26 protein-coding genes are annotated in these 26,756 nt (G+C 67.2%); 10 read left to right on the top strand and 16 right to left on the bottom strand.

The annotated features are described in order from the left end of the window. Position 1: 1 nt before the first annotated feature. Positions 2–1,369 (bottom strand): NTP/NDP exchange transporter, encoded by a 1,368-nt coding sequence (locus AX730_RS17190; RefSeq protein ID WP_062358420.1) that lies wholly within the window; start codon positions 1,367–1,369, stop codon positions 2–4. A 211-nt stretch (positions 1,370–1,580) separates the two neighbouring features. Between AX730_RS17190 and AX730_RS17185 the strand changes: the two genes are divergently transcribed. After that, positions 1,581–3,221, top strand: coding sequence for a GMC family oxidoreductase (locus AX730_RS17185; protein ID WP_083538051.1), 1,641 nt, complete (start codon positions 1,581–1,583; stop codon positions 3,219–3,221). 370 nt (positions 3,222–3,591) lie between these two features. Next, positions 3,592–5,004, top strand: coding sequence for a serine hydrolase domain-containing protein (locus AX730_RS17180; RefSeq protein ID WP_062358440.1), 1,413 nt, complete (start codon positions 3,592–3,594; stop codon positions 5,002–5,004). A 48-nt stretch (positions 5,005–5,052) separates the two neighbouring features. Here the strand turns inward: AX730_RS17180 and AX730_RS17175 are convergent, their stop codons facing one another. The 8 genes from AX730_RS17175 to AX730_RS17145 all read right to left on the bottom strand — a co-directional run bounded on the left by AX730_RS17175 (position 5,053) and on the right by AX730_RS17145 (position 10,738). Beyond that, positions 5,053–5,589 (bottom strand): SRPBCC family protein, encoded by a 537-nt coding sequence (locus tag AX730_RS17175; protein WP_062358419.1) that lies wholly within the window; start codon positions 5,587–5,589, stop codon positions 5,053–5,055. Between the two features lie 115 nt (positions 5,590–5,704). Beyond that, positions 5,705–6,139 carry a hypothetical protein gene (locus AX730_RS17170; RefSeq protein ID WP_062358418.1) on the bottom strand — a complete coding sequence of 145 codons (435 nt, stop codon included), beginning with the start codon at positions 6,137–6,139 and terminating at the stop codon, positions 5,705–5,707. Positions 6,140–6,505: 366 nt separating this feature from the next. Further along, a complete protein-coding gene (locus tag AX730_RS19025) occupies positions 6,506–6,952 on the bottom strand; it encodes a hypothetical protein (RefSeq protein WP_157074323.1) in 447 nt (148 codons plus the stop codon). 204 nt (positions 6,953–7,156) lie between these two features. Beyond that, positions 7,157–7,552, bottom strand: coding sequence for a glycine cleavage system protein GcvH (gcvH, locus tag AX730_RS17165; RefSeq protein WP_062358417.1), 396 nt, complete (start codon positions 7,550–7,552; stop codon positions 7,157–7,159). Between the two features lie 85 nt (positions 7,553–7,637). Next, the gene (gene gcvT, locus AX730_RS17160) at positions 7,638–8,759 is read right to left on the bottom strand and encodes a glycine cleavage system aminomethyltransferase GcvT (protein WP_062358416.1); all 1,122 of its coding nucleotides are present in this window, start codon (positions 8,757–8,759) and stop codon (positions 7,638–7,640) included. Between the two features lie 64 nt (positions 8,760–8,823). Next, positions 8,824–9,339, bottom strand: a complete 516-nt coding sequence (locus tag AX730_RS17155; RefSeq protein ID WP_062358415.1) for a hypothetical protein — start codon at positions 9,337–9,339, stop codon at positions 8,824–8,826. Beyond that, positions 9,340–9,771: an NfeD family protein gene (locus tag AX730_RS17150; RefSeq protein ID WP_062358414.1), complete on the bottom strand. Its 432-nt coding sequence runs from the start codon at positions 9,769–9,771 to the stop codon at positions 9,340–9,342. It lies immediately after the preceding gene. A 1-nt stretch (position 9,772) separates the two neighbouring features. After that, the gene (locus AX730_RS17145; protein WP_062358413.1) at positions 9,773–10,738 is read right to left on the bottom strand and encodes an SPFH domain-containing protein; all 966 of its coding nucleotides are present in this window, start codon (positions 10,736–10,738) and stop codon (positions 9,773–9,775) included. A gap of 136 nt (positions 10,739–10,874) precedes the next feature. Here AX730_RS17145 and AX730_RS17140 point away from each other — a divergent pair, with 136 nt between their 5' ends. Genes AX730_RS17140 through AX730_RS17130 form a run of 3 tightly spaced genes read left to right on the top strand, consistent with a single transcriptional unit; the run spans position 10,875 to position 13,372 of the window. Further along, positions 10,875–11,438, top strand: a complete 564-nt coding sequence (locus tag AX730_RS17140; protein WP_232310290.1) for an RNA polymerase sigma factor — start codon at positions 10,875–10,877, stop codon at positions 11,436–11,438. Further along, the gene (locus AX730_RS17135; protein ID WP_157074322.1) at positions 11,431–12,162 is read left to right on the top strand and encodes a hypothetical protein; all 732 of its coding nucleotides are present in this window, start codon (positions 11,431–11,433) and stop codon (positions 12,160–12,162) included. The genes AX730_RS17140 and AX730_RS17135 overlap by 8 nt, the downstream gene beginning before the upstream one ends. 25 nt (positions 12,163–12,187) lie before the next feature. Further along, positions 12,188–13,372, top strand: coding sequence for a PDZ domain-containing protein (locus AX730_RS17130; protein WP_062358411.1), 1,185 nt, complete (start codon positions 12,188–12,190; stop codon positions 13,370–13,372). Between the two features lie 97 nt (positions 13,373–13,469). On the opposite strand, the gene AX730_RS17125 is transcribed toward AX730_RS17130, so the two are convergent. The 4 genes from AX730_RS17125 to hemP form a co-directional block, all read right to left on the bottom strand. Continuing rightward, complete coding sequence (locus AX730_RS17125; protein WP_062358410.1) at positions 13,470–14,426, bottom strand: DUF6607 family protein; 957 nt, start codon at positions 14,424–14,426, stop codon at positions 13,470–13,472. 15 nt (positions 14,427–14,441) lie between these two features. Further along, positions 14,442–15,074 (bottom strand): Hemin transport protein, encoded by a 633-nt coding sequence (locus tag AX730_RS17120; protein WP_232310289.1) that lies wholly within the window; start codon positions 15,072–15,074, stop codon positions 14,442–14,444. 3 nt (positions 15,075–15,077) lie between these two features. Then, the gene (locus AX730_RS17115; RefSeq protein WP_062358409.1) at positions 15,078–17,333 is read right to left on the bottom strand and encodes a TonB-dependent hemoglobin/transferrin/lactoferrin family receptor; all 2,256 of its coding nucleotides are present in this window, start codon (positions 17,331–17,333) and stop codon (positions 15,078–15,080) included. A gap of 142 nt (positions 17,334–17,475) precedes the next feature. Beyond that, positions 17,476–17,682, bottom strand: coding sequence for a hemin uptake protein HemP (gene hemP, locus AX730_RS17110; protein WP_083538038.1), 207 nt, complete (start codon positions 17,680–17,682; stop codon positions 17,476–17,478). 334 nt (positions 17,683–18,016) lie between these two features. Between hemP and AX730_RS17105 the strand changes: the two genes are divergently transcribed. The 5 genes from AX730_RS17105 to AX730_RS17085 all read left to right on the top strand — a co-directional run bounded on the left by AX730_RS17105 (position 18,017) and on the right by AX730_RS17085 (position 22,919). After that, a complete protein-coding gene (locus tag AX730_RS17105; RefSeq protein ID WP_062358407.1) occupies positions 18,017–18,586 on the top strand; it encodes a TMEM165/GDT1 family protein in 570 nt (189 codons plus the stop codon). 69 nt (positions 18,587–18,655) lie between these two features. Further along, positions 18,656–19,954 carry a NupC/NupG family nucleoside CNT transporter gene (locus AX730_RS17100; RefSeq protein WP_062358406.1) on the top strand — a complete coding sequence of 433 codons (1,299 nt, stop codon included), beginning with the start codon at positions 18,656–18,658 and terminating at the stop codon, positions 19,952–19,954. Positions 19,955–20,072: 118 nt separating this feature from the next. Then, positions 20,073–21,038 (top strand): ribokinase, encoded by a 966-nt coding sequence (locus AX730_RS17095; protein ID WP_062358438.1) that lies wholly within the window; start codon positions 20,073–20,075, stop codon positions 21,036–21,038. Between the two features lie 44 nt (positions 21,039–21,082). Next, complete coding sequence (gene dusB / locus AX730_RS17090; RefSeq protein WP_062358405.1) at positions 21,083–22,081, top strand: tRNA dihydrouridine synthase DusB; 999 nt, start codon at positions 21,083–21,085, stop codon at positions 22,079–22,081. A 10-nt stretch (positions 22,082–22,091) separates the two neighbouring features. Beyond that, complete coding sequence (locus AX730_RS17085; protein ID WP_062358404.1) at positions 22,092–22,919, top strand: class I SAM-dependent methyltransferase; 828 nt, start codon at positions 22,092–22,094, stop codon at positions 22,917–22,919. On the opposite strand, the gene AX730_RS17080 is transcribed toward AX730_RS17085, so the two are convergent. The 3 genes from AX730_RS17080 to olsF are packed head-to-tail and all read right to left on the bottom strand — an operon-like array spanning position 22,913 to position 26,603. Then, a complete protein-coding gene (locus AX730_RS17080; protein WP_062358403.1) occupies positions 22,913–24,028 on the bottom strand; it encodes a metal-dependent hydrolase in 1,116 nt (371 codons plus the stop codon). The two genes, AX730_RS17085 and AX730_RS17080, sit on opposite strands and share 7 nt — an antisense overlap. Before the next feature lie 32 nt (positions 24,029–24,060). Then, positions 24,061–24,879: a UDP-2,3-diacylglucosamine diphosphatase gene (locus AX730_RS17075; RefSeq protein WP_062358402.1), complete on the bottom strand. Its 819-nt coding sequence runs from the start codon at positions 24,877–24,879 to the stop codon at positions 24,061–24,063. Continuing rightward, complete coding sequence (olsF, locus tag AX730_RS17070; protein WP_083538036.1) at positions 24,876–26,603, bottom strand: bifunctional ornithine lipid synthase OlsF; 1,728 nt, start codon at positions 26,601–26,603, stop codon at positions 24,876–24,878. The genes AX730_RS17075 and olsF overlap by 4 nt, the downstream gene beginning before the upstream one ends. Positions 26,604–26,756: the final 153 nt, after the last annotated feature.

The raw sequence follows: 26,756 nt of genomic DNA, 5'->3' as shown, positions 1-26,756 counted from the left end.
TTCAGGCCTTCGCGGCACCAGACGGCGCGTCGTCAACGGCGCGCTCGGACGGCAGCTTCGATTCTTCGCGCAGCAGGCGCCAGGCGCTGAACGTCATGGCGCTGGCGACCAGCAGGCCGGCGCCAAACACCACGTTCGACCCGAACGCCGACAGGAACTTGTGCAGCCAGACGAAGCTGAGGTCGCCGCCTCGATAGATCACGGTATCGATCGCGGCACCGGCCTTGTAGCGCCACTCGCGACCGACCCGGGTATAGATCGTCTCGCGCGCCGGCTTGGCCAGCGAGAATTCGCCGGCACGGGTGACCACCTGCACGATGGCGATCATCATGGGCAGCGGCGACGCGGCCAGGATCGAGAAGCCGATGATGATCGCGCAGCCCGGGATCAACAGGGCCGGCGCGATACCGAAGCGGGACAACAGCACGCGGGTCAGCAGCAGTTGCACGATCAGCGTCAGCGAATTGACCGCCAGGTCCAGCGTGGCGAAGTAGTCGGCGCGAGCCTCGGCCGAGGTGAACATCGTGCGTGCGATGGCGTTCTGTTCGTTGTAGAGCAACGTGCCGACGCCGACACCCATCACCACCATGGCGGCCAGCCAGCGCAGCAGCGGCTCGCGTGCGATCAGCTTCAGCCCCGCCAGGATGTCGCCCCCCATCGGGATCTCGCCGCTGGTCTGGCGCCGTTCGGCCTCGCGTGCGACCGCCCACGTCCGCAGCCTGAAGATGCACAGCACGCAGACCGAAAACAGGAAGGCCGACACCAGCATCATGTTCGGGATGCCCACGCGCACGACCAGCGACTTGGTCAGTGCGGGCCCGAGGAATGCGCCCATGGTGCCGGCCGCGCCGATGTAGCCGTAGTAGCGACGCGCCTCCACATTGGTGAAGACATCCGCCATGAAACTCCAGAACACGGCCACCGCGAACAGGTTAAACACCGTGATCCACAGGATGAAGGCCAGCCCGCGACCGGCGATGCCGCTGTCGAACATGGCGTAGAACACCAGCAGCGTGGCGATGAAGAAGCCATAGATCACCGGCAGGAAGACCCGGCGCGGGAAGCGGCTCACCAGCCAGCCATACACCGGCTGCAGCACCAGCATGATCAGGAACACGGCGCTGAAGATGAACTGCAGCGTGAACTCGCCGAGCGCGACACCGCGGTTCGCGAAGAACGCGATCAACGCCGGCGGGAACACGGCTTCGATATCGCTGGACGCCGCCATCGCCTCGCGCACCGGCCGCAGCACGTAGTAGCCACTCAGCAGGCAGAAGAAGTAGACGAACGCCCACAGCAGCGGCGGGGATTCCGTCATCGCCGCACGGAATCGGCCGAAGCGGGTGGTCGCGGGGGAAGACGGGTCCATGGGGCGCGGCCTGCGATCGCATCATCGACGCGGGCAGCGCCCGCCTGTGGCGCGCAAGGTATCCGATGCACTGCAACATCGCCAGCGTTTCCGCTGCGATCGGCCGGCGAAATCCTGCCGCGGCGACATCCTGCGCCGCGCACCGCAACCGGCCGAGCATTTGCTCTATCCCCCGCCGCTAGGTTCGGCGGACTTCGCAACAGGGCAGCATGTGTACGACTACATCATCGTGGGCGCCGGTTCCGCCGGCTGTGTCCTGGCCCACCGCCTGAGCGAAGACCCCGCCTGCCGCGTGCTGCTGCTGGAAGCCGGTCCACGCGACTGGCATCCCTTCATCCACATGCCCGCCGGGCTGGCCAAGCTGGTCGGTCAGAAGGGCGTGAACTGGAACTACGACACCGCCCCCGAGCCGCATCTCGACCACCGTCGCCTGTGGTGGCCGCGCGGCAAGGTGCTCGGCGGTTCCAGTTCGATCAATGCGATGTGCTACATCCGCGGCGTGCCGCAGGACTACGACGACTGGGCGAATGCCGGCGCCGAGGGCTGGGACTGGGCCAGCGCGCTGCCCTACTTCCGCCGCTCGGAACGCAATGCGCGCGGGGCGGACGCACTGCATGGCGGCGACGGTCCGCTCCATGTCGCCGACCTGCGCTACACCAACCCGCTGTCCGCCGCCTTCATCGACGCAGGCACGCAAGCCGGCTTCGTCCGCAACGACGACTTCAACGGTCCCACGCAGGCCGGCTTCGGGCTGTACCAGGTGACGCAGAAGGACGGCGCCCGCTGCTCGTCGGCCGTGGCGTACCTGGATCCCGCGCGCGACCGCCAGAACCTCGACATCGTCACCGGCGCGCTGGTCCGCCGCGTGTTGCTGGAGAAGGGTCGTGCGATCGGCGTGGCGTACGCGCGCGGCGGGCACGAGGTGATCGCGCGCTGCGCCGGCGAAGTGCTGCTGAGCGGCGGCGCGATCAACTCGCCGCAACTGCTGATGCTGTCCGGCATCGGCCCGTCCGCGCATCTGGAGCAGACCGGCATCAGTGTGCGGCACGCGCTGACGGGCGTCGGCCGCAACCTGCAGGACCACCTCGACATCTGCACCCTGCAGCACAGCACCCAGCGCGTCACCTACGATCGCACCAGCGAACTGAAGACCGCCTTCGACTATTTCCTGCGCGGTCACCGTGGCCCGGGCAGCAGCAACATCGCCGAGGCCGGGGCGTTCGTGCGTTCGTCGCTGGCACCGGACGACCGGCCCGACATCCAGATGCACTTCGTGCCGGCCATGCTCGACGACCATGGCCGCAACCGCCTGCCTGGCGACGGCTACACCGCGCATGCCTGCTTCCTGCGGCCGCGCAGCCGGGGACGCATCCTGTTGGCCAGCGCGGATCCGCGCACCGATGCGCGCATCGAGGCGAACTACCTGAGCGACCCGGAGGGCTTCGATCTGAAGATGATGGTCGAGTGCGCCAAGCTGTCGCGCGAACTGTTCGCCCAGCCGGCGTTCGACGCCTACCGCGGTGCGCCGATCCATCCCGCCCGCACCGATCTCTCGGATACCGAGCTGGTCGCCTTCATCCGCGCCAAGGCGGAAACCGTCTACCACCCGGTCGGTACGTGCCGCATCGGCAGCGACGAGGACGCCGTGGTCGATCCGCAACTGCGCGTGCGCGGCGTCGACGGCTTGCGAGTCATCGACGCGTCGGTGATGCCGTCGCTGATCGGCGGCAACACCAACGCCCCCACCATCATGATCGCCGAGCGCGCCTCGGACCTGATCCGCGGCGTTCCACCGCTCGGCGGCCACGCGCACGCCACGGCGGCGACGCCAGCCTTCGCCACCGCAGGCTGACGCGCGGAGCGCCGATCGTCCCTGCATCGCCACCCCGCGGGTGGCGATGCCGTCGCGCAACTGCGTTCAGGCAATCCACCTGAATACGCCCCAGCGTCGCTCCCGGCGCCGGCACCTCGCGACACAAGGCGCGCAGCGCGCGCTCCGGCGCGGAATTTGCATGCTCCTGTGCGAATGCATTCCTGAACGCATTCCACGCGATCACGGACCGATGAACGAGGCATACGTCCCGCGAAATGGGACGTACGCCACACCCGTAATCAGCAACAGGATGAACAACATGGGCACGGAACTTCTCCCTGTTTGTGCAATGGAAAAAAGCGGCGTTATGATCGCCCGACGGCACGAACTCACGCAGGCGTCACGCACGATGAAACACAAGAAGAGCCGCCGATCGCTGCATGTCTTCCGGATCGGTCTGGTCGGCCTGCTGCTGCCCTTGACGCTCTCGTCGACGGCGCAGACGCCACTGCGGTGGACCACGGCCAAGCAAAGCGCAGAGGCGATCGCAAGCGCCAGTGCGGCGCCCTACGTGTCGCCGACGCAGCCGCGCCCTTACCGCACGTCGCTGGCCGAGCAGAACATGCAGCCGCTCGCGGCCGGTTTCGATGTGCGTTCGTTCGAGACCATGGCCGAGCACCTCACCGTGGGCCAGCGCGTGCCTGGGTTGGCGATGGCCATCGTCCACAACGGCCGCGTGCTCAGCGCACGCGGGTATGGCGTTACCGACGTGGTCAATCCGCAGCAGGTCGATTCGCACACCGTGTTCCGCCTGGCCTCGCTGTCGAAGGCCTTTGCCAGCACGCTGACTGGCCTGATGGTGCAGGACGGCTCGCTGCGCTGGGACAGCAAGGTCAACCAGTTCGTCCCCGGCTTCCAGTTGAGCGACGCCAACGCGACCTCGCATGTGACCGTGGCCGACGTGCTGAGCCACAGCGTCGGCCTGCAGGCGCACAACGCCTTCGACCGCGACATCGAAGCCAACGCCGAGTACTACGACGTCGCCCGCAAGCTCGCCTATGCACCGCTGAAGTGCGCGCCCGGCGAGTGCTATGCGTACCAGAACGTCGCCTTCAGCCTGATCGGCGACGTGGTGTTCGCCGCGACCGGCACCTTCTACGACCAGGCCGTGGATCGCCGCATCTTCAAGCCGCTGGGCATGAACGACGCGAGCATGGGCCTGGCGGGCATCCAGGGCAGCACGCGCTGGGCGAGGCCGCACGTGCGCAGCCGCAACGGCTGGGTATCGCTGACGCCCAAGCCGACCTACTACCGCCTTCCGCCCGCTGCGGGCGTCAACGCCAGCGCCAGTGATCTGGCGCAGTGGCTGATCGCGCAGACGGGCCACCGCCCCGACGTGCTGCCGGCACCGCTGCTGGCCACGCTGCATTCCCCGGTGGTGACCACGCCGGGCGAGATGCGCGGCGGCTGGCGTCGCGAACGCATCCATTCCGCCAGCTACGCCCTGGGTTGGCGCGTGTTCGATTACGCGGGCCAGCAGGTCGTCTTCCACGCCGGTGCGGTGCAGGGCTATCGCGGGCTGGTCGCGCTGGTGCCCGGACAGGATTTCGGCGTGGCGCTGGTCTGGAACAGCGACAGTTCGCTGCCCTCGGGTCTGCTGCCGACCATCCTTGATCGCGCGATGGGCCTGCCGGGCCAGCCGTGGGTCGAAACGCCGGCCGACTACGATCTGCTGCTGGCGGAGTCGCCGGACGGTACGCCGGTCGACGGCAGGAAAGACAGCGGCACGTCGTCGCAACGCGGTACCGCATCGCCGCACTAGGCCAACGACCGTGCGGCGGCGATGTCGATCCGCCGCACGCTGCCCGACTCAGGACGTCGCCTCCTGTTCGAGCAGCGCCTTGAGCTTGGCCAGGCCTTTCTCGTAGTCCGCGCCGATCATCTTGTCGAACAGCAGACCCAGCCAGCGCTTGAACGGGTTCATGCCGTGGTCGCTGTCGAACGCCCAGGTCACACGTGTCCCTGCGCCCTCCGGGGCCAGCACGTAGGTGCCCTGTGCCTGGCTGCCATCGAAGTCCAGCGCCACCGCGACGCGCCGATGCGGTTCACTGGCCGTGATCTCCTGGCTGCCGCTGCCGACGGCGCGGTTGCCGACCCAGCGCATGCGCGCGCCGACGCCGCTGGCAGGCCCTTCGAATGTGTAGGTCGCCTGCGGGTCATACTCCGCCCACGGCGACCAGGTATTGAAGCGCTCGAACGAGTCGAGCGTGGCGAACACCTGCCCGGGACTGCGCTCGATGACGACGCTGCGCTCCACATGGGTCGTCGACGGCAGCAGCAACCCGCCCGCGATGAAGACTACGCCCAGCACGGCGATCGCCGCCAGCACCCACCTGATGAACTTCATGCGCAGCCTCCTCGGCATTCGGGAGACGGCAGCCTAGCCGTTCGCCCATAAAAAAACTCTCCCCCCGCTGGGCACAGGGAGAGAGTTCATGGTGTTACGGATAACCGGGGTGGGCTTAGATCAGCGGAGCCGGGGTGGCCGGCAGCGCGACGGGGGCCGCTTTCTTCTTGGACTTCTTGGCAGGCTTCTTGGCGGCCTTCTTCGCGGCCTTCTTGGCCGGCTTCTTGGCTACTTTCTTGGCAGCCTTCTTCGCGGTCTTCTTGGCGGCCTTCTTGGCAACCTTCTTGGCCGGCTTCTTGGCTACTTTCTTGGTGGCCTTCTTCGCGGTCTTCTTGGCGGCCTTCTTGGCCGGCTTCTTGGCTACTTTCTTGGCGGCCTTCTTGGCGACCTTCTTCACTGCCTTCTTGGCCTTGGCGACCTTCTTGGCGACCTTCTTGGCAGCCTTCTTCACTGCCTTCTTCACGGTCTTCTTAGCCGATGCCTTCTTGGTGGCCTTCTTGGCAGCCTTCTTGGCGGCCGGTTTCTTCTTCGCAGCTTTCTTCGTTGCCATGTGATGGCTCCTCGTCAATGAACTATGGATGGTTACGTCTGGTTACAGCACATCTGCCCGGAGGCAGGCCCAGCTGCAAGAAACGCCGCGGGAGTCGGACCCGTCGGCAGCCGTCGTCGCGACACGCGCGGCGATGCGGATTCCCCAGGGTGCCAGGCGTGCGAAACCCGGCCCCCTACAAATACGAAAACACCCGCGTCGGCTGGCGACACGGGTGCGTTGAAGGAGGGGTGATACGTTTTTCCGGGGGAAGCGAGTCCTGCGTCCACCGCAATCCGGGTGCGGACGATGGGCTGTGTTGTCTTTCGCGCTGTCGTGTTGATTCGACTCACTCGCTTCCGCAGCACGCGCTGCTTGGGGCGAAACCTAATCACGGTTTTTCAAGGTGTCAACACCTTCGCGCAACTTTTTTTTCCTCGGCCGGCATGCCTGGGCGGCGCCGGAAAGCGGATGCGACGCCGGCACCGCATCGCGACCGGAAGCACCAGATGCACTCGATGGACACCCGCCCGAAAAAAACATCGGTAAAACGCGCTTTTTTTTCTTGGCGACTTCGCTTGAGCGCGTCGGGCGCGATGACGACATCGACGCGTCCCGACCGCCGATGCCTGTTCGAACGGCTTGAACGCCGGCTAAAAAAAACTTTCCGACGAGGCTTCCGATTTCGCGTTGCACAAGCCGGATTGCGCCGAACTGCGCAAACATTTTTCCTTCCGGCGACGACGATGTCGCCACCTTCGGCACCCGTTGCATCGACATCCAACGCCATCGCGCGCCATCGACGACGCGCTTCCGATCACCTTTCGCGGCCATCGGGATCGTGCGGCACCCGCGCGCCGTTCGTCGGTCGGAACGCAGGCATCCACCGGCATGCATCTCGCCGGCGACGACTGGCTCATCGGTACCGATGCATCCGCCGCCCGACGCGCGCCCTCCAGAAACGGAACGGGGAACCGGCAACAGCGAGGATCTCCGCCGTTGCCGATTCCCCGCAGGGGGACTGCCCGTGGACAGACCTCAGTGATCGTCGTCTTCGATCAGCTCGGCGTAGTCGTCGGGTGACAGCAGCTCGTTGAGCTGGTCCGGCTCCTCGACCTCCAGCACGAAGATCCAGCCGTCGCCGTAGGCGTCTTCGTTGATGGTCTCGGGCTTGTCGGCCAGCGCGGCGTTGACCTCGAGCACCTTGCCCGTCACCGGGCTGTACACGTCGGACGCCGCCTTGACGGACTCCACCACGGCGCTGGCGTTGCCGGCCTCGATGCGATCGCCCACGTTCGGAAGTTCGACATACACCAGGTCGCCGAGCAGGCCTTGCGCGTGATCGGAGATGCCAACGGTGACGCGGCCGTCGCTCTCGACGCGGGCCCACTCGTGGGACTTCAGGAATTTCAGATCGCCGGGGATCTCACTCATGGGCTACTCCGGATCGGTGCGATAGGTCGGGAAGGAGACGATAGTTTAGCGGAGGATCGAGTGGGGAAAGGGAACCTGCCCCGGTTCATTCAAGCACGCCTGGCTGGGCTTCGCCTTCGCGTACGAAGGGAAACTTCACCACGCGCACCGGCACTTCCTTGCCGCGGATGTCCACGCGCACGCCGCCGTCGGCGCCCAGCGGGATGTCACCGGCAGGCACGCGCGCGAAGGCGATGGCCTTGCCGAGCGTCGGCGAGAAGGTCCCGGACAGGATCTCGCCCGCGCCGCGCGCGGTGAGCACCTTCTGGCCGTGGCGCAGCACGCCCTTCTCGTCCATCACCAGCCCGATCATCTGCCGCGGTGCGCCGGATGCCTTCTGCGCTTCCAGCGTGGCGCGGCCGGTGAACGCGCGTCCCTCGTCCAGCGACACCGTCCAGGCGAGCGCCGCTTCGTACGGCGACACCGTGTCGTCCATGTCCTGACCGTAGAGGTTCATGCCGGCCTCCAGGCGCAAGGTATCGCGCGCACCGAGGCCGGCCGGCTTGACACCCGCCTCGAGCAGCGCGTTCCAGAACGCCACGGCCTGCGTCTGCGGCAGCACGATCTCGTAGCCGTCCTCGCCGGTGTAGCCGGTGCGGGCGACGAACAGCGGCACGCCGCCGGTGCTGGTGGCGTCGGCGGCGGCGAAGCGGGTCAGCTTGCCGACCTTCGCGCGATCCTCCTCACGCAGCAGGCCGTGCACGCGCTCGCGCGCGGTCGGGCCCTGCACGGCGACCATGGCGAAGTCGGGACGCTCGGTGACCTGCACCTCAAATGCGGCCGCCTGCGCAGTGATCCATGCCAGGTCCTTCTCGCGGGTGGCGGCATTCACCACCAGGCGGAAGAAGTCCTCGGCCAGGAAATAGATGATCAGGTCGTCGATCACGCCACCCTGCTCGTTGAGCATGGCGGTGTACAGCGCCTTGCCCGGCTTCTGCAGCTTGTCCACCGAGTTGGCGACCAGCTGGCGCAGGAACTCGCGGCTGAGATCGCCGCGCAGGTCGACCACGGTCATGTGGCTGACGTCGAACATGCCGGCGTCGCGACGCACCTGGTGGTGCTCCTCGATCTGCGACCCGTAGTGGATCGGCATGTCCCAGCCGCCGAAGTCGACCATCTTGGCGCCGAGCGCGCGATGGGTGTCATTGAGGATGGTCTTCTGGGTCATGGCGGCTTCCGGAACGGACAAAGAAGCGCATTATCCCAGAACGCACCAGCGCGGTGCGGTGCCGTTACAGGCCGTAGTAGGCCTCGTTGATGCAGTCCACGGTGCGCGCATCCAGCACGTCGAACCGGGCATCCGGCAGTCGCAGGCGACCCGCCCATGCGACATCCTTCACCCACTCGGTCGTGGTGCCGTGCTGGCGCACGAGCGCGGCCACGCGCGCATCGTCCTGCCCGTTCACCCGGCAGGTACCGAACTGAAGGTAATAGTCGGATCGTCCGGCCGGATACGGCTGCGCGTCGGTGATGCGCCACTGCGCGCGGGGACCGTCGCGACCTGCCAACTGTCCCGCCACCACGAAGCGCGGCACCGGCTCGCCGGCCGGATCCGCGGCGGGCGTCGCCAGAACGCCCACCGAGTAATCGCACACGTGCGCGGCGTCGGTGGAGCCGGTAACGCAACTGCCACCCAGTTCATCCAGTCCGCCCGGGTATGGCGGCATCACGCGGCCGATCAGGTCCGTCGTGGTCACCGACACCGGCGCCAACAGGGCCATCGACCACGCAAGCACCGTCGCACCCACTTACGCCTCCTGCACCTTCAGCGTCATGCCGTTCACCGCGACCACCCGCACGCGAGTACCCGCCGGCAGTTCGGGACCTTCCACCACCCAGAACGCGTCGTCGATCTTGACCCGGCCGCGCCCACCGGCAATCGGCTGGTCGAGCATGGCCACGGTGTCCACCAGTTGCTCGGCGCGGCGGTTGAGCAGCGGCTTGTCGCTCTGGCGGCCCTTGCCGCGGAACCACGTGCGGTAGACCGCAACGGCAATCAGCGCGAGCACCGAGAACAGCACCGCCTGCGCCAACCAGCCCAGTCCCGGCGCCACCAGCACGATGACGGCCATCGCAACCGCGGCGAAACCGAACCACAGCATGAAGGCGCCCGGCGCCATCGCTTCGGCCGCGAACAGCACCAGCGCCGCGACCGCCCAGAACGCGAACTTGAAACTCATGTCAGCCTCCCGGCACGCGTGGCGGACGCGGCGGCGCGGCCGCCTGCTGCTTGTCCAGCGCCCCCTTGGCCAGTTCGGCGATGCCGGCGATCGAGCCGATGATGCCCGTGGCTTCCATCGGCATCAGCACGAACTTCTGGTTCGGCGCCGTGGCCAGTTCCTTGAAGGCTTCCACGTACTTCTGCGCGATGAAGTAGTTGATCGCCTGCACGTCGCCCTGCGCGATCGCGTTGGACACCAGCTCGGTCGCCTTGGCCTCGGCCTCGGCCAGGCGTTCGCGCGCTTCGGCTTCGCGGTAGGCGGCTTCGCGCTTGCCTTCCGCTTCCAGGATCGCGCTCTGCTTGTCGCCTTCGGCGCGCAGGATCTCGGACTGGCGCGCACCTTCCGCTTCCAGGATCGACGCGCGCTTGTCGCGCTCGGCCTTCATCTGCCGGGCCATCGCGTCCACCAGGTCACGCGGCGGCTGGATGTCCTTGATCTCGATGCGGTTGACCTTCACGCCCCACGGGCTGGTCGCGTGGTCGACCACGCCCAGCAGCTTGGCGTTGATGGTCTCGCGCTGGCTCAGCGATTCGTCCAGGTCCATCGAACCGATCACGGTGCGGATGTTGGTCTGCACCAGGGCGATCATCGCCTGGTCCAGGCTGGACACCTCATAGGCGGCCTTGGCTGCGTCGAGCACCTGGAAGAACACCACGCCGTCGACCTTCACCACCGCGTTGTCCTTGGTGATGACGTCCTGAGAGGGCACCTCGAACACCTGCTCCATCATGTTGACCTTGCGGCCGATGCTCTGCATGTACGGGATCAGGAAGTGCAAGCCCGGCGACATGGTGTGGGTGTACTTGCCGAAGTGCTCCACGGTGAACTCGTAGCCTTGCGGGACGACGCGGACGCCCTTGAAGAAGGTCACCACGATGAACAACACCACCGCCGCGACCACGAGTGTCGAAATACCGAAATCCATGCTGACCCCCTCCCCATGTTGTTGGTCCGATTATAGGCACGGGGCCGATGGCTGCCGACGGGAACTTCACCGGCACTGCGACGGTATTGCCTTCGGCGGCATCCCTTACCTCCGAACCCACGAAGAACGTCCCCGCTTGAACCGATCGCAGTTCGCCATCGAGGTCCCCGACAGCCTGGTCGCCCGAGCGCGCGGCGGCTGCAGGGCGTCGTTCGAACAGATCTACCGCCGATTCGAACGCCCGGTGTTCACCCTGGCACTGCGCATCTGCGGCGACCGCGAGGAGGCCGGCGACGTGTTGCAGGACACCATGCTGAAACTGTTCCACCACCTGCCGGACTACCGCGCCGATTGCCCGTTCTGGGGCTGGCTGCGCCAGATCGCGGTCAACGAGGCGCTGCTGCGGCTACGACGGCAGAGGCGGCTGGTGAGCGAAATCACGGTGGATGAGGACGACCTGCCGGAAGACCGCGGGCTGCCGCCGTGGGCCGCGGCCGATGCCGCCCTGCTGCAACGCGCACTCGACGGGCTGCCGTCCGCCACCCGCAGCGTCCTGTGGCTCTACCACGCCGAGGGCTATACCCATGACGAGATCGCCGCGCTGATGCAGCGCACGCCCAGCTTCTCCAAGTCGCAGCTTTCGCGCGGCACCCGCCGGTTGCGGGCGCTGCTGCAGATCGAGGAACCCGTCCATGCCTGATTCCCTTACCCGCGAACCGATGCCACGCGATTGGGCGGATGCCTTCGCAGCGCTGCCGTGCGAGCCGTCGCCGGCAGGCAGTTGGCAGCGCCTCGCCGATGCACTGCCTCCGGTCCGGACTGCCGCACGCCCGTCGCGCTGGCGCCGGCCGGCAATGACGCTCGCCGCATCGGTGTTGTTGGCCTTCGTCGTGCCGCTGATGTCGTGGCGCGCGCTCCATCATGCGCCCCCCACCGGTCAAGGCACCTGGCACATTGCTGCGACACCGCCAACGTCGGCGTCGCAGGCCGCCGTGGATGCGCCAGCGCCGACGCAAACGGAGGCGGCGCCCCTCGCGCCACCTCCGTCCCCCGATACGCGCTCGATCGCAGCGCGGGTGCAGGACCGGGCCTTCCCAGCGGCCCATGCGACGACACCGTCGGTGCAACCCGCGCGGCTCGATGCGCTTTACAACGAGTCCGCCCGGCTTGAAGCCGTGCTGGCCCAGTTGCCCGACACGGGTGCCAGCAATGTCGCCACCCTCGCCGTCGCGGCGGACCTGCAGGACCAGGTAGCGCATATCGACCTGGCGCTGTCCCAGTCGGCACTTCCGATCGATACCCGCGCCGCCCTGTGGGAAGAACGCGTCGACACCCTGCGCCAGCTCACCGGGGTGGAAACCACCCAGCGCTGGAGCGTGGCGTACCACGACAGCGCCCGGGCACCCGACACCGCCATCTACTGACCACGCCTACGTCACGAGGATCACCATGAAGACGATTGCCATCACCCGCGCCCTGCTCACCCTGGCCCTCGCCACCGCATGGCCGGTGTGGGCGCAGCAGGACGATGCCGCTGCGCGCCAGAAGGAACTCGAGGCCGCACGCGCAGACCTCCAGCGTGCGGCCAAGCGCCTCGCTGAACTTGCTCCACAAAGCGGCGCCCACGCCCCCATCAAGATCGATCGCATCCTGCTGCAGCGACCACGCCTGGGCGTGCTGCTCGCCGGCGACGAGGGCATCGGCGTTCGCATCACCGGCGTGACGCCCGACAGCGGTGCGTCGAAGGCCGGACTCAAGGCCGGCGACCGGCTGGTCCGCGTCTCGGGCCAGCCCGTCAGCGGCGCCACGGGCGAAGCACGCGTCGAACACGCCCGCACATTGCTGGCCGGCCTGAAAGCCGACGCGGCGGTCCGGATTACCTACCAACGTGATGGCAAGGCGCACGACGTCGATGTCACGCCGTCATCCGCGTCATCGCACACGGCATCCGCAGGACAGGGACCCCGCACGTTCTTCTTCCGCAGCGGTGAAGGCGGCACCCCGTGGCCGGAGGGCACGCCGCTCCCGACCGGTGACATCGACATGGTCATCTCGCCCGACGTGCAACGCGAACTCCGCCAGCTCGGCAAGTTGGGCGATTGCAAGGGCGAGGACTGCAAGCTGCCCGCGCTCGCCGAGGCGTTCCGCTGGAGCAATCTCAATCTGGCGTCCGTCGATGCCGCGCTGGGTCGCTACTTCGGCACCGATGCCGGCGTGCTGGTGCTATCCGTCGGGGAAGAACTGCCAGGCCTCCAGGCGGGCGACGTCATCCGCACGATCGAAGGCGGCGCGGTGACCTCCCCGCGTGACGTCATGCAGGCGCTGCGCGGCAAGCCGGAGAACGCCACGCTCGCGGTGGAGTATTTGCGCGACCGCAAGACACGCACGAGCACGGTCACGGTGCCGAAAGCGGCAGGCCTGCGGCTACCGGTGGCGTCACGCGTGATCGTGAAGCCTCGCGTGGCCGTGACACCGGGCAGCGCGCCCACGGTCGTCGAACGCCGGCGCGTGATGATCGTGGACCAGGACGGCAACGTGCAGACGTTCGACGAAGGCAGTTCCGACCTGGTGCCGCCGCCGGCTCCCCCTGCCCCGCCCGCGCCTCCGGCCGGCAAGGGCGGCGCGCTGCTCTGATACGTACTAATAGATAGAGAGACCCGTGGTATCCCCTGCCCCCGCACCCGCGGGGGTCTTTTTACAAAGGCGGCACATCCCTGTGCCGGAGAGAAACTCAGTGCGCGGCCTGCGTGTTACCCGCGCGCTCGACCGGTGCGGGCTCCACCCAGTCGGCGAACACCTTCGCGATCTCGGCATCCGCCACCGGCTTGCCTTCCTGCACGTCACCCGCCTGGGTGAACAGCGGGATGATCATCGCCATGCCGTCGACCTTGGTCTTCAGCCGCACGCCCGGCGCCTTGGACAGGAAGCCGCCCCAGTGCCCACGCACCTTGGCCCAGTAGCCGGCGGTGGCCTGCCAGTAATCGCGTGCGGGCTTGAAGTCGACCTCGGTGGTCTTGAGGTAGTCGTTGAAGCCGAACTCGCGCGCCAGTTCCACCTGGGTGCCGTCGGGCTTGCGCAGCACCTTGGTATTGAACTGCTCGTGGGTCCAGCCATTCGGCGTCAGCGTGTGGCGGTTCACCACCGACAGCGCGTTGTAATCGGTCCGCCGGGTGTACTCGCGGCGCGGCAACGGCCGCCAGCTCAGGTCGCTGGTCCAGGTGGCCACGCCGTTGGTGTAGTCCCAGCGGCCGGTGCCGCAGTAGCGCGGCGCATCGCTGACTTCGTAGACGCACTGCGTCCATGCGCCGCGGGTGGCATCGGCCGGGATCGTCCGCACGTGCCAGGTCTGGTCGGCGGTGAACTCGAAGCGCGTCGGCGCTTCGTAGAACCAGTCCTGCCGCCAATGCTTGGTGACGTGGCCGCTCTTCGCGTCCACCAGGATGTGCTGCAGCACGATGCGCGTGGGCGTGTCCTCGACCACGATCACCGTCTCGTCACCGCCACTGCGCATCGCCGACTGGCGCTCGTAACCGGGTTGCAGCAGCACGGTTTCGTCGAACGCGAAGTCGACCGTGTAGTCGCCCTGCATCGCCAGGATGGACTGGCGGTCACGGACGGTGTCGGCTGCGGCGGAGGCGGCACAGAACAGCGTGCTCAGTGAGAGCGCGATGGCGACCGGTGTTTTCATGGTGGCTTTCCTTGGTTATTTCAGTCTGATCAACGGCACGACAGTGGTGTCCGCTTCTTGATGTTCGTAATCGGCCTGCAGTTGCATCGCGTGCAGGCTGGACTGGGCACAACAGCAGTCCTCGAGTGACCCTTCCAGATCCGCACCCTCTGCCTGCGCAATACGGCGCGCCGTGGTGGCACCCAGCGTCGACATGAAGGGCAGGCTGGCGGCCAACACCGGCGGCGCCGCGATCTGCGGTACCGCATGCAATTGCAGGGCACACGCGCGCCATTCACCGCCCAGCAGGCGCCCGGCGAGGCGACGCCAGAGACGATCGCTCAGTCCTGCCCCACCGGCGTCCTGCCCGGACGGCAACGACGACAGCAGACGGTCCCACGCGACGAAATCGCTCTCCGGCAGCAGGCAGAGACGCCAGCAACAGCGTCCCTGCGCGTCGTAGAACAGCAGGCGTTCGTCCAGACCCTCGCTTTCGACGCCGATGTGGGCCTCCACTCGCACCGCCTGCTGCCAGCCGGCGAGTTCACTGCCTTGCTGGCTGCGATACAGGCACAGCACCGGACCGAGTGCCGCCAGCTGCGCCGCCGCGGGAAACGCCGCGGCCGTCATGCCGGTGACGATCGACCCAGGCAGCGCGCGCGTCGCCATGGCCTACCAGCTCACCGAGAGGCTGGCCGACAGCGTGCGGCCGGGACGCGTGTAGCGGTCCAGCACGGTGCTGTTCTCGGCGACGCCGTTGACGTCTGCCCAGTCCGTATACGTCTTGTCGGTCAGGTTGAGCAGGCCCAGGTTGACCTTGGCGCCAGGTGCGAACTCCCAGTGCGCATAGAGATCAAGCACGCCGTAGCCCGCAGGCTGGTAGTACTCCACTCGAACAGGAATGGTCTGCAACGGCGCCAGTCGATCCTTCTTCCGGGCGAAGGAACTGACCAGCTCCGTGCCCCACGTTCCCCTGTCATACGCCAGACCGAGCGTGGCACGCAACGGATCAATGGAGTACAGCGGCTCGTCGTCGGTCTTGTTGTCGCCGCGCGAATGCGCCACCGAGCCACGCAGCGACAGGCCTTCCAACCCATCGCTGAGCGCACCGAAATCCACGCCCGCCTTGAACTCCACGCCGTAGATGCGCGCGTCGGAGACATTCTGCGACTGGAAGATCATCAGCGGCGTCTGCGGCGGTGCACTGACCAGTACCTGCGACTCGATGAAATCCTTGTAACTGTTGTAGTAGCCGGTCAGGCCCGCATACACCGCTGCGTTGCTGAAACGAACGCCCAGTTCGTACCCGCTACTGGTCTCGGGCTTCAGGTCGGGGTTGGCGATCACCGTGTAACCGCCCTGCAGGTTGGTGAAGCCAACGTTGACGTCGCCGTACGGCGGCGAGCGGAAGCCGCGTGCATAGTTGCCGAACAGCGACCAGTTTTCGTTGAAGCGCCATACGGCGCCCAGCTTCGGCGATACCGCCGTGTCGGTCATGCCCTCGACCGCCACGCCCGGGTTGTCCTCGGCGAAGATGTTGTCGAGGGTCGGATCCAGCTTGTAGTAGTCCACGCGCACAGCCGGTATCACGCTGAGCTTGCCGTCGGCAAGCGTCATTTCGTCCTGCAGGTAGGCACCGATCTTGGTGGTTTCGCTGATCGGGAAGTCGCGCACCGGGAAGCGATCCTGGCCGACGAGATTGCTGACCATGCCGGTGGTCAGGTTGGTGGACGTGCCGTCGCGCTTTTCCTTGCTGTCCGTCACCGACGCATCCAGACCATAGGTCACGTCATGTTCCACCGCGCCCGTCGAGAAGGCTTTGTGGAGCGTGGCCTGCAGGCCATAGGTGCGCTGATCGAAGTTGTGCAGATTGTTGCGCACCGTGTTGTTGCCACGGCGTTCGACGGTGCGTTGGGTCGATTCGCTGTCCTGGCGGTAGACCTGCCAACGCAGGCTGTCGGCGAACGCCGATTCGACCGCGTCGACCTCATGCTCTAGCGACACACGGGCACGCGTCTGATGGTCCCTGCCATCCTGCGACAAGATGCTCAGGCTGCTGGGGGAAGGCACCAGTGGAAGGTTGCTCAGGCCGGTAATCGTGCTGTAGTCCTCGTTCGCATCGACGGTCAGCCGGAAGCGCTGGTTGGCGCTCGGCGCGAACACCAGCTTGCTCAACAGGCTGCGGCCATTACGGCTTTGCGGATTCGGCGTGGTGCGCGAGGTGTTGGGACTGTCGTTCTCGCCCTGATTCTCGGTTTCCCTGCCCTGCCGGTGGCTGGCTGCCACCAGGCCGCTCCAGCGCTCGCCACCGAACGCGGCAGTGGCGCCGGCGAACAGACCCTGCCAGTCGCCTTCGTAGCCGAACTTCAATCCGAAGTAGGCATCCTTGCCGTCTTTCAGATAATCGGAAGGATCCTTGGTGACGAAGGCGACGACGCCGCCGAGTGCATCCGAGCCATAAAGCGAACTGGCCGGACCGCGCACGATCTCGACGCGCTTCAACGTGTCGAGATCGACGAAATTGCGGTTGGCGCTGAGGTAGCTGCCGAACGAGAACGCATCGGATACCGGCACGCCGTCGGTCTGGATCAGGACGCGGTTCGCCTCCAGGCCACGGATGCGGAAGCCACCCAGCGTACTGAAACGTCCACTGCCGGAGGTAACCGAGACACCGGGCTCGTAACGCACCAGGTCCTTGATGTCGCGCACCAGTTGGTCGTCGAGCTGTTCGCGCTCGATGACATCGACGGTGTTGGGCACATCGGACACGGCGCGCTCGGTGCGCGTGGCAGTGACTTGGATGCGCTCGAATTCGCGCGTGGATGCATCGTTCGCTGAAGACGAAGCGGTATCGGCGGGTGTGGCGGCGTATGCATGGCCGGCAAGGGCCATCCACACGGCCGCGGTGAGCAGCGTGGGGCGGATCATGGCTACAGCTTTCCTGTGGCTTGGAGTTAACCCGGAAGGCTGGCGGCCGGAGGATCCTTGGCTGGCGCCCGGAGGAGGGAGTCGGTGATCGCCGGCACCCGTGGCCGGCGATATGCCTCGCCGCAGACGGCGGAGCGGGTCGTTACTTCGTCAGGATCAGCTTGTCGTTGCTGGTGTGGCGCAGGCGATAGACACGGTCGCCATGGCGGATCAACACCTCGCGCTGTCCTTTGAGCAGCGTGTCGCTGTCGAGGGCATCCTCGTCGCGGGCCGCAACGGCCGGCAGGGAAAGGCGCTCGCGCAGCGTCGGCGTGTCGGCCAGGGGCAATGCAGTGACGTTCGAGATCATCGGAGGGCTCCAGGGAGGAACGTAATTGATGATAATGATTCTTATTTGCGAGTCAACACCCTCGCGACATATCCGGACGACCTGTCAAATGAGAATGGCTCCGCCGTCCCACTGTTCACGTCCGTACAATGCGCGCACTTTCCTCCTCCGGGGAGTAGCCCACCCGTCCTGACGGGTTCTGCGCGTCAACACACTTGGTCGCCGACCATGGTGCGCAGGACGAAGCAATCCGCTTCGCCGGGCAAGACCGAAGGCAGGCGTCGCGCTTACCCGGGCCGGGCAGTGCGTCGTTTGCCTTCGCGCTCGACGCGAATGCCTGGCCCCGGAGCTGTTGATGCAATCGCTGCACGCCCTGCTGGTGTCCACCGGTACCGTCACCCTGGCCGAGATCGGCGACAAGACCCAGTTGCTGGCCCTGTTGCTGGCGGCGCGTTACCGCAAGCCCTGGCCGATCGCCTGGGGCATCCTGGCGGCCACGCTGGTGAACCACGCCATCTCCGCCTGGCTGGGCGCGGAACTGACCGAATGGCTGTCCCCTGAGGTACTCCGCTGGCTGGTCGCCGGCAGCTTCCTGGCCGTGGCCCTGTGGACGCTGAAGCCCGACACCCTGGACGAGAACGAAAAACTGCCGGCCCATGGCGCCTTCGTCGCTACCGCCATCGCGTTCTTCCTGGCCGAAATCGGCGACAAGACCCAGGTCGCCACCGTCTTGCTCGCCACCAGGTACGAGCCGCTGTGGCAGGTGATCGCAGGCACCACGATCGGCATGCTGCTGGCCAACGTGCCAGTGGTCTGGCTGGGTCATCGGTTTGCCGACAAGTTGCCACTGACGCTGGCCCGTAGCCTGGCCGCCGTGGTGTTCCTCGCCCTCGCGCTGTGGGTGGCCTGGCACGGGGTCGGCTGAACGGCCGGGACCGGGCCGGGCGCTGCTAGACTGCCCGGTCAGAACAACAGGCAAGGCTCGGGGGAATACATGCTGGATGTCTTGGGGCGGATCGGCTTCGGCCTGTTCGGTCTGGCGGTGCTGATCGGCATCGTCTGGCTGTTTTCCAACAACCGGAAGGCCATCGACTGGAAGCTGGTCGCCACGGGCATCACCCTGCAGATCGCCTTCGCTGCGCTGGTCTTGCTGGTCCCGGGCGGGCGCGAGGTGTTCGATTGGCTGGGCCACGGTTTCGTGAAGATCCTCAGCTTCGTCAACGCCGGTTCGAATTTCATCTTCGGCGGCCTGATGAACATCGAGACCTACGGCTTCATCTTCGCGTTCCAAGTGCTCCCCACCATCATCTTCTTCGCCGCGCTGATGGGCGTGCTGTACCACCTGGGCGTGATGCAGTTCGTCGTGCGGATCATGGCGCTGGCGATCACCAAGGTGATGAAGGTGTCTGGCGCGGAAACCACCAGCGTCTGCGCCAGCGTCTTCATCGGCCAGACCGAGGCGCCGCTGACGGTGCGTCCGTACATCCCGCGGATGACCGAATCCGAGCTGATCACGATGATGATCGGCGGCATGGCGCACATCGCCGGCGGCGTGCTGGCGGCCTATGTCGGCATGCTCGGCGGCGGCGATCCGGAGCAGCAGGCGTTCTACGCCAAGCACCTGCTGGCCGCGTCGATCATGGCTGCGCCAGCCACGCTGGTCGTCGCCAAGCTGCTGATCCCGGAAACCGGCACGCCGTTGACCCGTGGCACGGTGAAGATGGAAGTCGAGAAGACCTCCAGCAACATCATCGACGCGGCCGCCGGTGGTGCCGGCGACGGCCTGCGACTGGCCCTGAACATCGGCGCGATGCTGCTGGCCTTCATCGCCCTGATCGCACTGCTGAACTGGCCACTGACGTGGATCGGTGAAGTGACCGGCCTGGCGGCCGCCATCGGCAAGCCGACCGATCTGTCCACCATCTTCGGCTACCTGCTGGCCCCGATCGCCTGGGTGATCGGCGTGCCGTGGCAGGACGCGACCACCGTCGGTTCGCTGATCGGCCAGAAGGTGGTGATCAACGAGTTCGTCGCCTACCTGCAACTCGCCGATATCGTCAACGGCAAGGTCGCCGGCGTGGCGCTGTCCGACGAAGGCAAGCTGATCGCCACGTACGCCCTGTGCGGCTTCGCGAACTTCAGCTCGATCGCGATCCAGATCGGCGGCATCGGCGGCTTGGCGCCCGAACGGCGCTCGGACCTGGCGCGCTTCGGCCTGCGCGCCGTGCTGGGCGGCACCATCGCCACGCTGATGACGGCCACCATCGCCGGCGTGCTGTCGCACTTCGGCTGATCCGGGCGGGGCGGCCGACGGCCGCCCTGCTCCCACTGCTTACGTTCCCCTCCCGTGACCGCGGTGCTGCCGTAGTCGGGACCTCAGGTATCACCGCATGAATACGCCATCTCCCCTCCTGTCCCGCGCCGTCGTCGTGGGCTCCTTCAACGTCGACCATGTGTGGCGCTGCGATGCCCTGCCCGTCGCAGGCGCGACCATCGCCGGCCGCTACGCGAGTGGACCCGGCGGCAAGGGCTTCAATCAGGCGATCGCCTCCGTGCGTGCCGGCGTGGCGACCACGTTCGTCTGCGCGCTGGGCGACGACGCCGGCGGCAGGTTGGCGCGTGATCTGGCGAAGGAGGATGGACTGGATCTGCGCGCGCAGGCCAGCGACGAGCCCACCGGCACCGCGGGCATCTACGTGGATGCGCACGGCCGCAACACCATCGTGATCGGCGCCGGCGCCAATGCCGCCCTGTCAACCGAGCATCTGGACTCGCAGGCCGACGCATTCGCCACGGCCGGTGTCGTGCTGGTCCAGCTGGAATCCCCGTCGGACACCGTGCTTGCCGTGCTGCAGGCCGCGCGCCAGCACGGCGCGACGACCGTCCTCAATCCGGCACCGGCCAACGCCGCGACGACCACCGAGCTGCTGGCCCACGCCGACATCATCACGCCGAATGAAACCGAATTCGCCGCCCTGCTCGGGCGTCATCTCGGCGAACGCATCATCGCCGATGACGTGGCCACGCTCGATGGCGTCACCCTGCACCAGCACTGCCGGCAACTGTTCCCGCACGGCACGGTCGTGGTGACGCTGGGTGCCACCGGCGTCTATGTGTCGCATCCCGAAGACGCCTTGCGCGGCGACGCCCGCCCGCACTACCGCGTCGCGGCCGAAGCCGCGAACGTGGTGGACACGACGGGCGCGGGCGATGCCTTCAACGGAGCGCTGGCGGCGTCGCTGGCGGAAGCCGCCCTGCCGGCGTTCACGGATCACGTGCGTTTCGCCAACCGCTACGCGGCACTATCGACCGAGCATGCAGGCGCCGCACTCGCGATGCCGTTGCGCGCGGATCTCATCGCCCGTTACGGCGAGTAAACGCGGCGGTTTCGCCATCCGCCTCCGCGGCGGATAATGCCGCCATGCAGATCGGCCGTTACCGCATCGACCCTGCGGTGATGCTGGCCCCCATGGCCGGCGTCACCGACAAGCCGTTCCGCTTGCTGTGCAAACGGCTGGGTGCGGGCCTCGCGGTGTCGGAAATGACGATCAGCGATCCGCGCTTCTGGAACACCGCCAAGTCGCTGCACCGCATGGACCACGAGGGCGAACCCAGCCCGATCAGCGTGCAGATCGCCGGCACCGAGCCGGAGCAACTGGCGAATGCGGCGCGCTACAACGCCGACCACGGCGCGCAGATCATCGACATCAACATGGGCTGCCCGGCGAAGAAGGTCTGCAACGCCTGGGCGGGCTCGGCGCTGATGCGCGACGAGGCGCTGGTGGGTCGCATCCTGGAAGCCGTGGTGAAGGCGGTGGACGTGCCGGTCACGCTGAAGATCCGCACGGGTTGGGATTGCGACCACCGCAACGGCCCGGAGATCGCGCGCATCGCGCAGGAAAGCGGCATCGCCTCGCTGGCGGTGCACGGCCGCACGCGCGACCAGCATTACACCGGCACCGCCGAATACGAGACCATCGCCGCGATCAAGGCCGCGCTGCGCATTCCGGTGGTCGCCAACGGCGACATCGATTCGCCGGACAAGGCGGCGCAGGTGCTGGCGAAGACCGGCGCGGACGCGGTGATGATTGGCCGTGCTGCGCAGGGCCGGCCGTGGATCTTCCGCGAAATCGCGCACTTCCTTGCCACCGGCGAGTACCTGCCACCGCCCACCGTGTCCGAAGTGCGCGACATCCTGCTGGCGCACCTGCATGCGCTCCATGCGTTCTATGGCGAACTGCAGGGCGTGCGCATCGCGCGCAAGCACCTGGGCTGGTACGCCAAGGACCGCCCGGAAAATCTCGCCTTCCGCGCCGTGGTCAACCGTGCCGAGAGTGCGGACGAACAGGTGCGACTGACCCGCGACTATTTCGATGCCCTGATCGCCGGCGTCACGCCGGTGTTGCCCGCCGCTGCCTGAGGCACCCGCCATGTCCGACACGAACGAAAGCCCCGCCTACCTCCACGGTTTTTCCTCGGTGGAGCAGGCGCGACTGATGAAGCAGGCCCGCCTGCTGGAAAGCACGCTCTTCAACCACATCGACTACACCGGTGCACGCCGGCTGCTGGAAGTCGGCAGCGGAGTGGGTGCACAGACCGAGATCCTGCTGCGCCGCTTTCCGGACGTGCATGTCAGCTGCGTCGACCTGAGTGAGGTGCAGCTGCAGGCGGCGAAGCAGAACCTCGCGACGATGCCATGGTGCCGCGACCGCTACAGCCTGCAGCAGGCTGACGCGAGCCGCCTGCCGTTCGGTGCGCGCGACTTCGACGCGGCCTTCCTGTGCTGGATCCTGGAGCATGTCCCCAGTCCCGCGCGCGTGCTCAGCGAAGTCCGTCGCGTGTTGGCGCCGGGCTCGCCGATCTACATCACCGAGGTGATGAACTCGTCGTTCCTGCTGCATCCCTACTCGCCGAACACCTGGCGCTACTGGATGGCGTTCAATGACTTCCAGTACGACAGCGGCGGCGATCCGTTCATCGGCGCCAAGCTGGGCAACCTGCTGTTGGCAGGCGGCTATCGCGACGTGGTGACCGAGATCAAGACGGTGCACTTCGACAACCGCGAGCCGGCACGCCGCAAGGACATGATCGCGTTCTGGGAAGAACTGCTGCTGTCGGCGGCCGATTCGCTGGTGGACGCTGGCCGGGTGACGCAGGACATCGTCGACGGCATGCGCCGCGAAATGCACGACGTGCAGAACGATCCCGACGCGGTCTTCTTCTACGCCTTCGTGCAGGCACGCGCCACGGTCTACTGAGCCGGGCCGGCCTGCGCCGGAGCCGCCTCCCGCGTGAGCGCGGGCGGCGTGGCGCTTCCGCCCAGCTTCGTGCGTATCGGCTCGGGCGAAGGATGCCGGACGCGATGCCACATCACCGACAGCAACCGTCGGACGCCGTCCCAACCGGCGATCGGCATCGACCACGGCGCCTGTACAGGCGCGATGGCCTGCCAACGCCCATCACGCTGCTCGGCGACCTGGAAGCGGAAGTTGTAGTCCGGCTCCATGCCCATCCGCAGGTCGGACAGGACCAACTGCCCGTGCTGCACCTGCGACCGCATGAAGCCGCGGTTGAACCACACCAGTCGCTGCACCGCGGGCACGTCGGCCGCTTCCCGCAGCGCCTGCACGTTGGACGGGTAGCCGCGGAACGAGAGCGGGCCGTCGTCCACCAGCACCGAACGCTCGGCTTCGACATAACCCGACGGCGTCATCGCCACCACGCGCCACAGCAGTGTATTGAACGGCATCGGCACGGAGAAGTACGGCGCGTCGCCCAGCCCCATCGACGCGAGCGACCGCTCGGCCTCGCGGTCCACCATCGACTTGGCCAGCAGCGACCAGCCGAGATAGGCCGTGCTCAGCACCAGGCCGATCGCCAATGCGCGTTGCGCCATAGCGCGTTCGCGCAGGCACCACGCGACGACGCAGGCCACCAGCAGCCACACGGTATACAGCGGATCGATGATGAACATGCTCGACCACATCGCCGGAGGCGGCGTCAGCGGCCACCACAGCTGCGTGCCGTAGACGGTGAAGGCGTCCAGCAGCGGATGGGTGATCAATGCCAACTGGATGGCCCAGAACCAGCGCGCCGGCGATGCCGCGACGCGCCCGTTGCCGAAGCGCTTGAACAGCCACCAGATCAGCCACCCCACCAGCGGCAGCACGAACAGCGAGTGGCTGAAGCTGCGGTGCACCGTCATCAGCGTGACCGGATCGTCCGAGACGAGCGCGATGGGCAGGCTGTCGAGGTCGGGCAACGTGCCCAGGGCCGCGCCGGCGAGCAGCGCGGCACGACGATGCCCGGCGGGGGCGATGGCGGCGGCGATGGCACCGCCGAGGACGATCTGGCTGAGGGAATCCATGCGCCGATCCTAGCAGCCGGCGGCGCCTTTCCTCACGCCGCGCGCGGCACGTCCTGCGGTACCTGCCGCACCGTCGGCGCCACCTCGGCGAGTACCTTGCCGGTGTGCGACAACAGGCACAGGGTGCCGTCGGCCTCTTCGCTGAGCGCGGTCAGGCTTTCCACCCAGTCGCCGTCGTTGGCGTAGACCAGACCCTCGCGTTGGAGCAGCGAGGCACGGTGGATATGGCCGCAGACGATGCCGTCCAGCCCTCGCCGGCGTGCATCGTCCAGCCCGGCCTGCACGAACCGCGCGATGTAGCGTTCGGCCGCATCGCTCTGGCGCTTGAGGTATTCGGCCAGCGACCAGTAGCGCAGGCCCAAGCGGCGGCGCAGCTGGTTGGTGAGGCGGTTGCCGGTCAGGATGCGGTAGTACAGCCAGTCGCCGAACTTTTCCTGCAGCCCGCCGAAATGGGTGATGCCGTCGTAGTCGTCGCCGTGGGTCACCAGCAGCCGGCGGCCGTCCAGCGTGGTGTGGATGGCCCGGCGGCGCACCTGCATGGCCGGCAGCATCAGCCCGCAGAAGCGGCGGACCGGTCGGTCGTGGTTGCCGGGCACGTAGATCAGTTCGGTGCCGTTCCGTACCAAGGCATGCAACGCCTCGATCACCCGGTGGTGGGCGGCATCCCACGAGGCCCGCCGCTGCGCCATCCACCACAGGTCGACGATGTCGCCGACCAGGTACAACCGCCGGCACTGCAAGCCTGCGAGGAAGTCGGCGAACTCCGCCGCATGGCAGTGCTTGGAACCCAGGTGGACATCGGAGACGAAGACCGCGCGCCGCATCGAGGGTGGCGCGGTCCGCGGGCTCATGCCGCAGCCTCCGCCGGACGCCAGGCATCGCCCAGGTAGCGCTCACGCTTTTTCGGCCGGATACGGTGCAGGTCCACCTCGATCAGCCCGTCGATGGAGTCGCTGAAATCCGGATCCACGCCGAACGCGAGGAACCGCGCCCCACCGGGTTCGCACAGGTCGGTGTATTGCTTGTAGAGCATCGGCACGGTCGCCCCCAGCGTGTCGAGGTTGGTCTTCAGCACGCGGAACGCCGTGTCGGCGTCCAGCGCGTCGAAGCAGGTCGGCGTGGCGGTGTAGCGGAATGGATGACGAGACCGCGCTTCGCCGGTCGCGTCGCCGTAGTAGTGCGCGTAGTACGCGACGATCTGTTCACGCGCATCCAGCGGCAGCGCCGCGCTCATCGACACGGCACCGAACAGATAGCGCACGCGCGGATGCCGCCGCAGGTAGGCGCCGATGCCCTGCCACAGGTAGTCGATGCTGCGGCTGCCCCAGTAATCGGGCACCACGAAGCTGCGCCCCAATTCCATGCCGGTCGCCAGGCGCGGCAGCGCATCGTCGGCATAGTCGAACAAGGAAGCGGTGTAGAGGCCCCTCAATCCCTGCGCCGCCAGCACCGGTGCGCCGCGGGCGATGCGGTAGGCCCCGGCGATCTTCCGCTGCGACGCGTCCCACAGCACGATATGCTCGTACCAGGTGTCGAAAGCGTCGACATCCATCCGCTTGCCGGTGCCCTCGCCTACCGCGCGGAACGTCAGCTCGCGCAGCCGGCCGATTTCGCGCAACAGCGGCGAACCGTCCGCCAGACGACCGACGCAAATGCGCTTGCCGTCGGTGGTTTCGCCCAGCACGTCCAGCGTATTGATGCAGGCATCCAGCAGCTCGGGGGCGAGCGCCTCCACCAGTGGTTCGGCGACGTCGCTGACGTCCGGCATCGCCGTACGCGCGTCGCGTCCCAGCGCGTACAACGATCTGCGCACGCGCTCGATCACCGCAGCGGCGTCATCCTCCACGTCCACGCGCAAGCACTGCCCGACATGCAACTGCAGCCGTCGCTGGCCACGCCTGAACATCTCGCGCGCCAGCAGCGCGGTGCCCGCAGGCTTGAACAGCGCCGATGCGCCGTAGAACAGGGGCGAGTTGCGCGCCTGCACCCGGATCGGCAGCACCGGCGCGCCGGTGGAACGCGCGAACCTCAGGAAACCGCGGCGCCAGCGCGTATCGCGCACGCCGCGCGGCCCCAGCCGGGAGACTTCGCCTGCCGGGAACACGATGACGCACTGCTCCGCTTCCAGCGCCTGCTCCACCGCACGCACGCTGTCCGCGCCCGGCTTGCCGCCCAGGATCCGCACCGGCAACAGCAGGTCGGCCAGCGGCGCGATCCCCATCAGGAAGTCGTTCGCCACGATCCGCACGTCGCGGCGCACGCGGCCGACCAGTTGCAGCAGCGCCAGCGCATCGAGTGCGCCGGACGGATGATTGGCGACGATCAGCACCCGCCCCTGGGCCGGAATGCGCCGCTCGCCATCGGCATGCACGGTTGACCGCAGGTTGAGGTGGTCGATGACGGCATCGACGAACGCCAGCCCGTGCAGATGGCCGTTGTCGGCGAGTAGGGCGTAGGCCTGGTCCAGCTTCGACCAGCGCCCCAGCGTGCGCAGCAAGGGGCGGGTCAACCGGGCGCGACGGCCCCGGAACCAGTGCGGATAACGTTCGGTGATCTGCTGTTCCAGCGGGCGCATGGGCAAGGGCTGGCGGCGGGGTGTCGCCGCGCAGCCTGCGCCAGGCCGGCGACAGCGCGGTTTCCGTTTTCTGGCAGTCCGGTGACAGGCGCGTTCGGCCCGCCCTTAACCCGCCGACAACCCTGAACGGCGCAGAATGCGCGCACTGCCCCC

Origin of the sequence: Pseudoxanthomonas mexicana (genome assembly GCF_001556105.1) — a bacterium.
GTDB classification, from domain to species: domain Bacteria; phylum Pseudomonadota; class Gammaproteobacteria; order Xanthomonadales; family Xanthomonadaceae; genus Pseudoxanthomonas_A; species Pseudoxanthomonas_A mexicana_A.
Note: the sequence above shows the minus strand (reverse complement) of the source record. Positions and strands in the feature narration are given on the sequence as shown.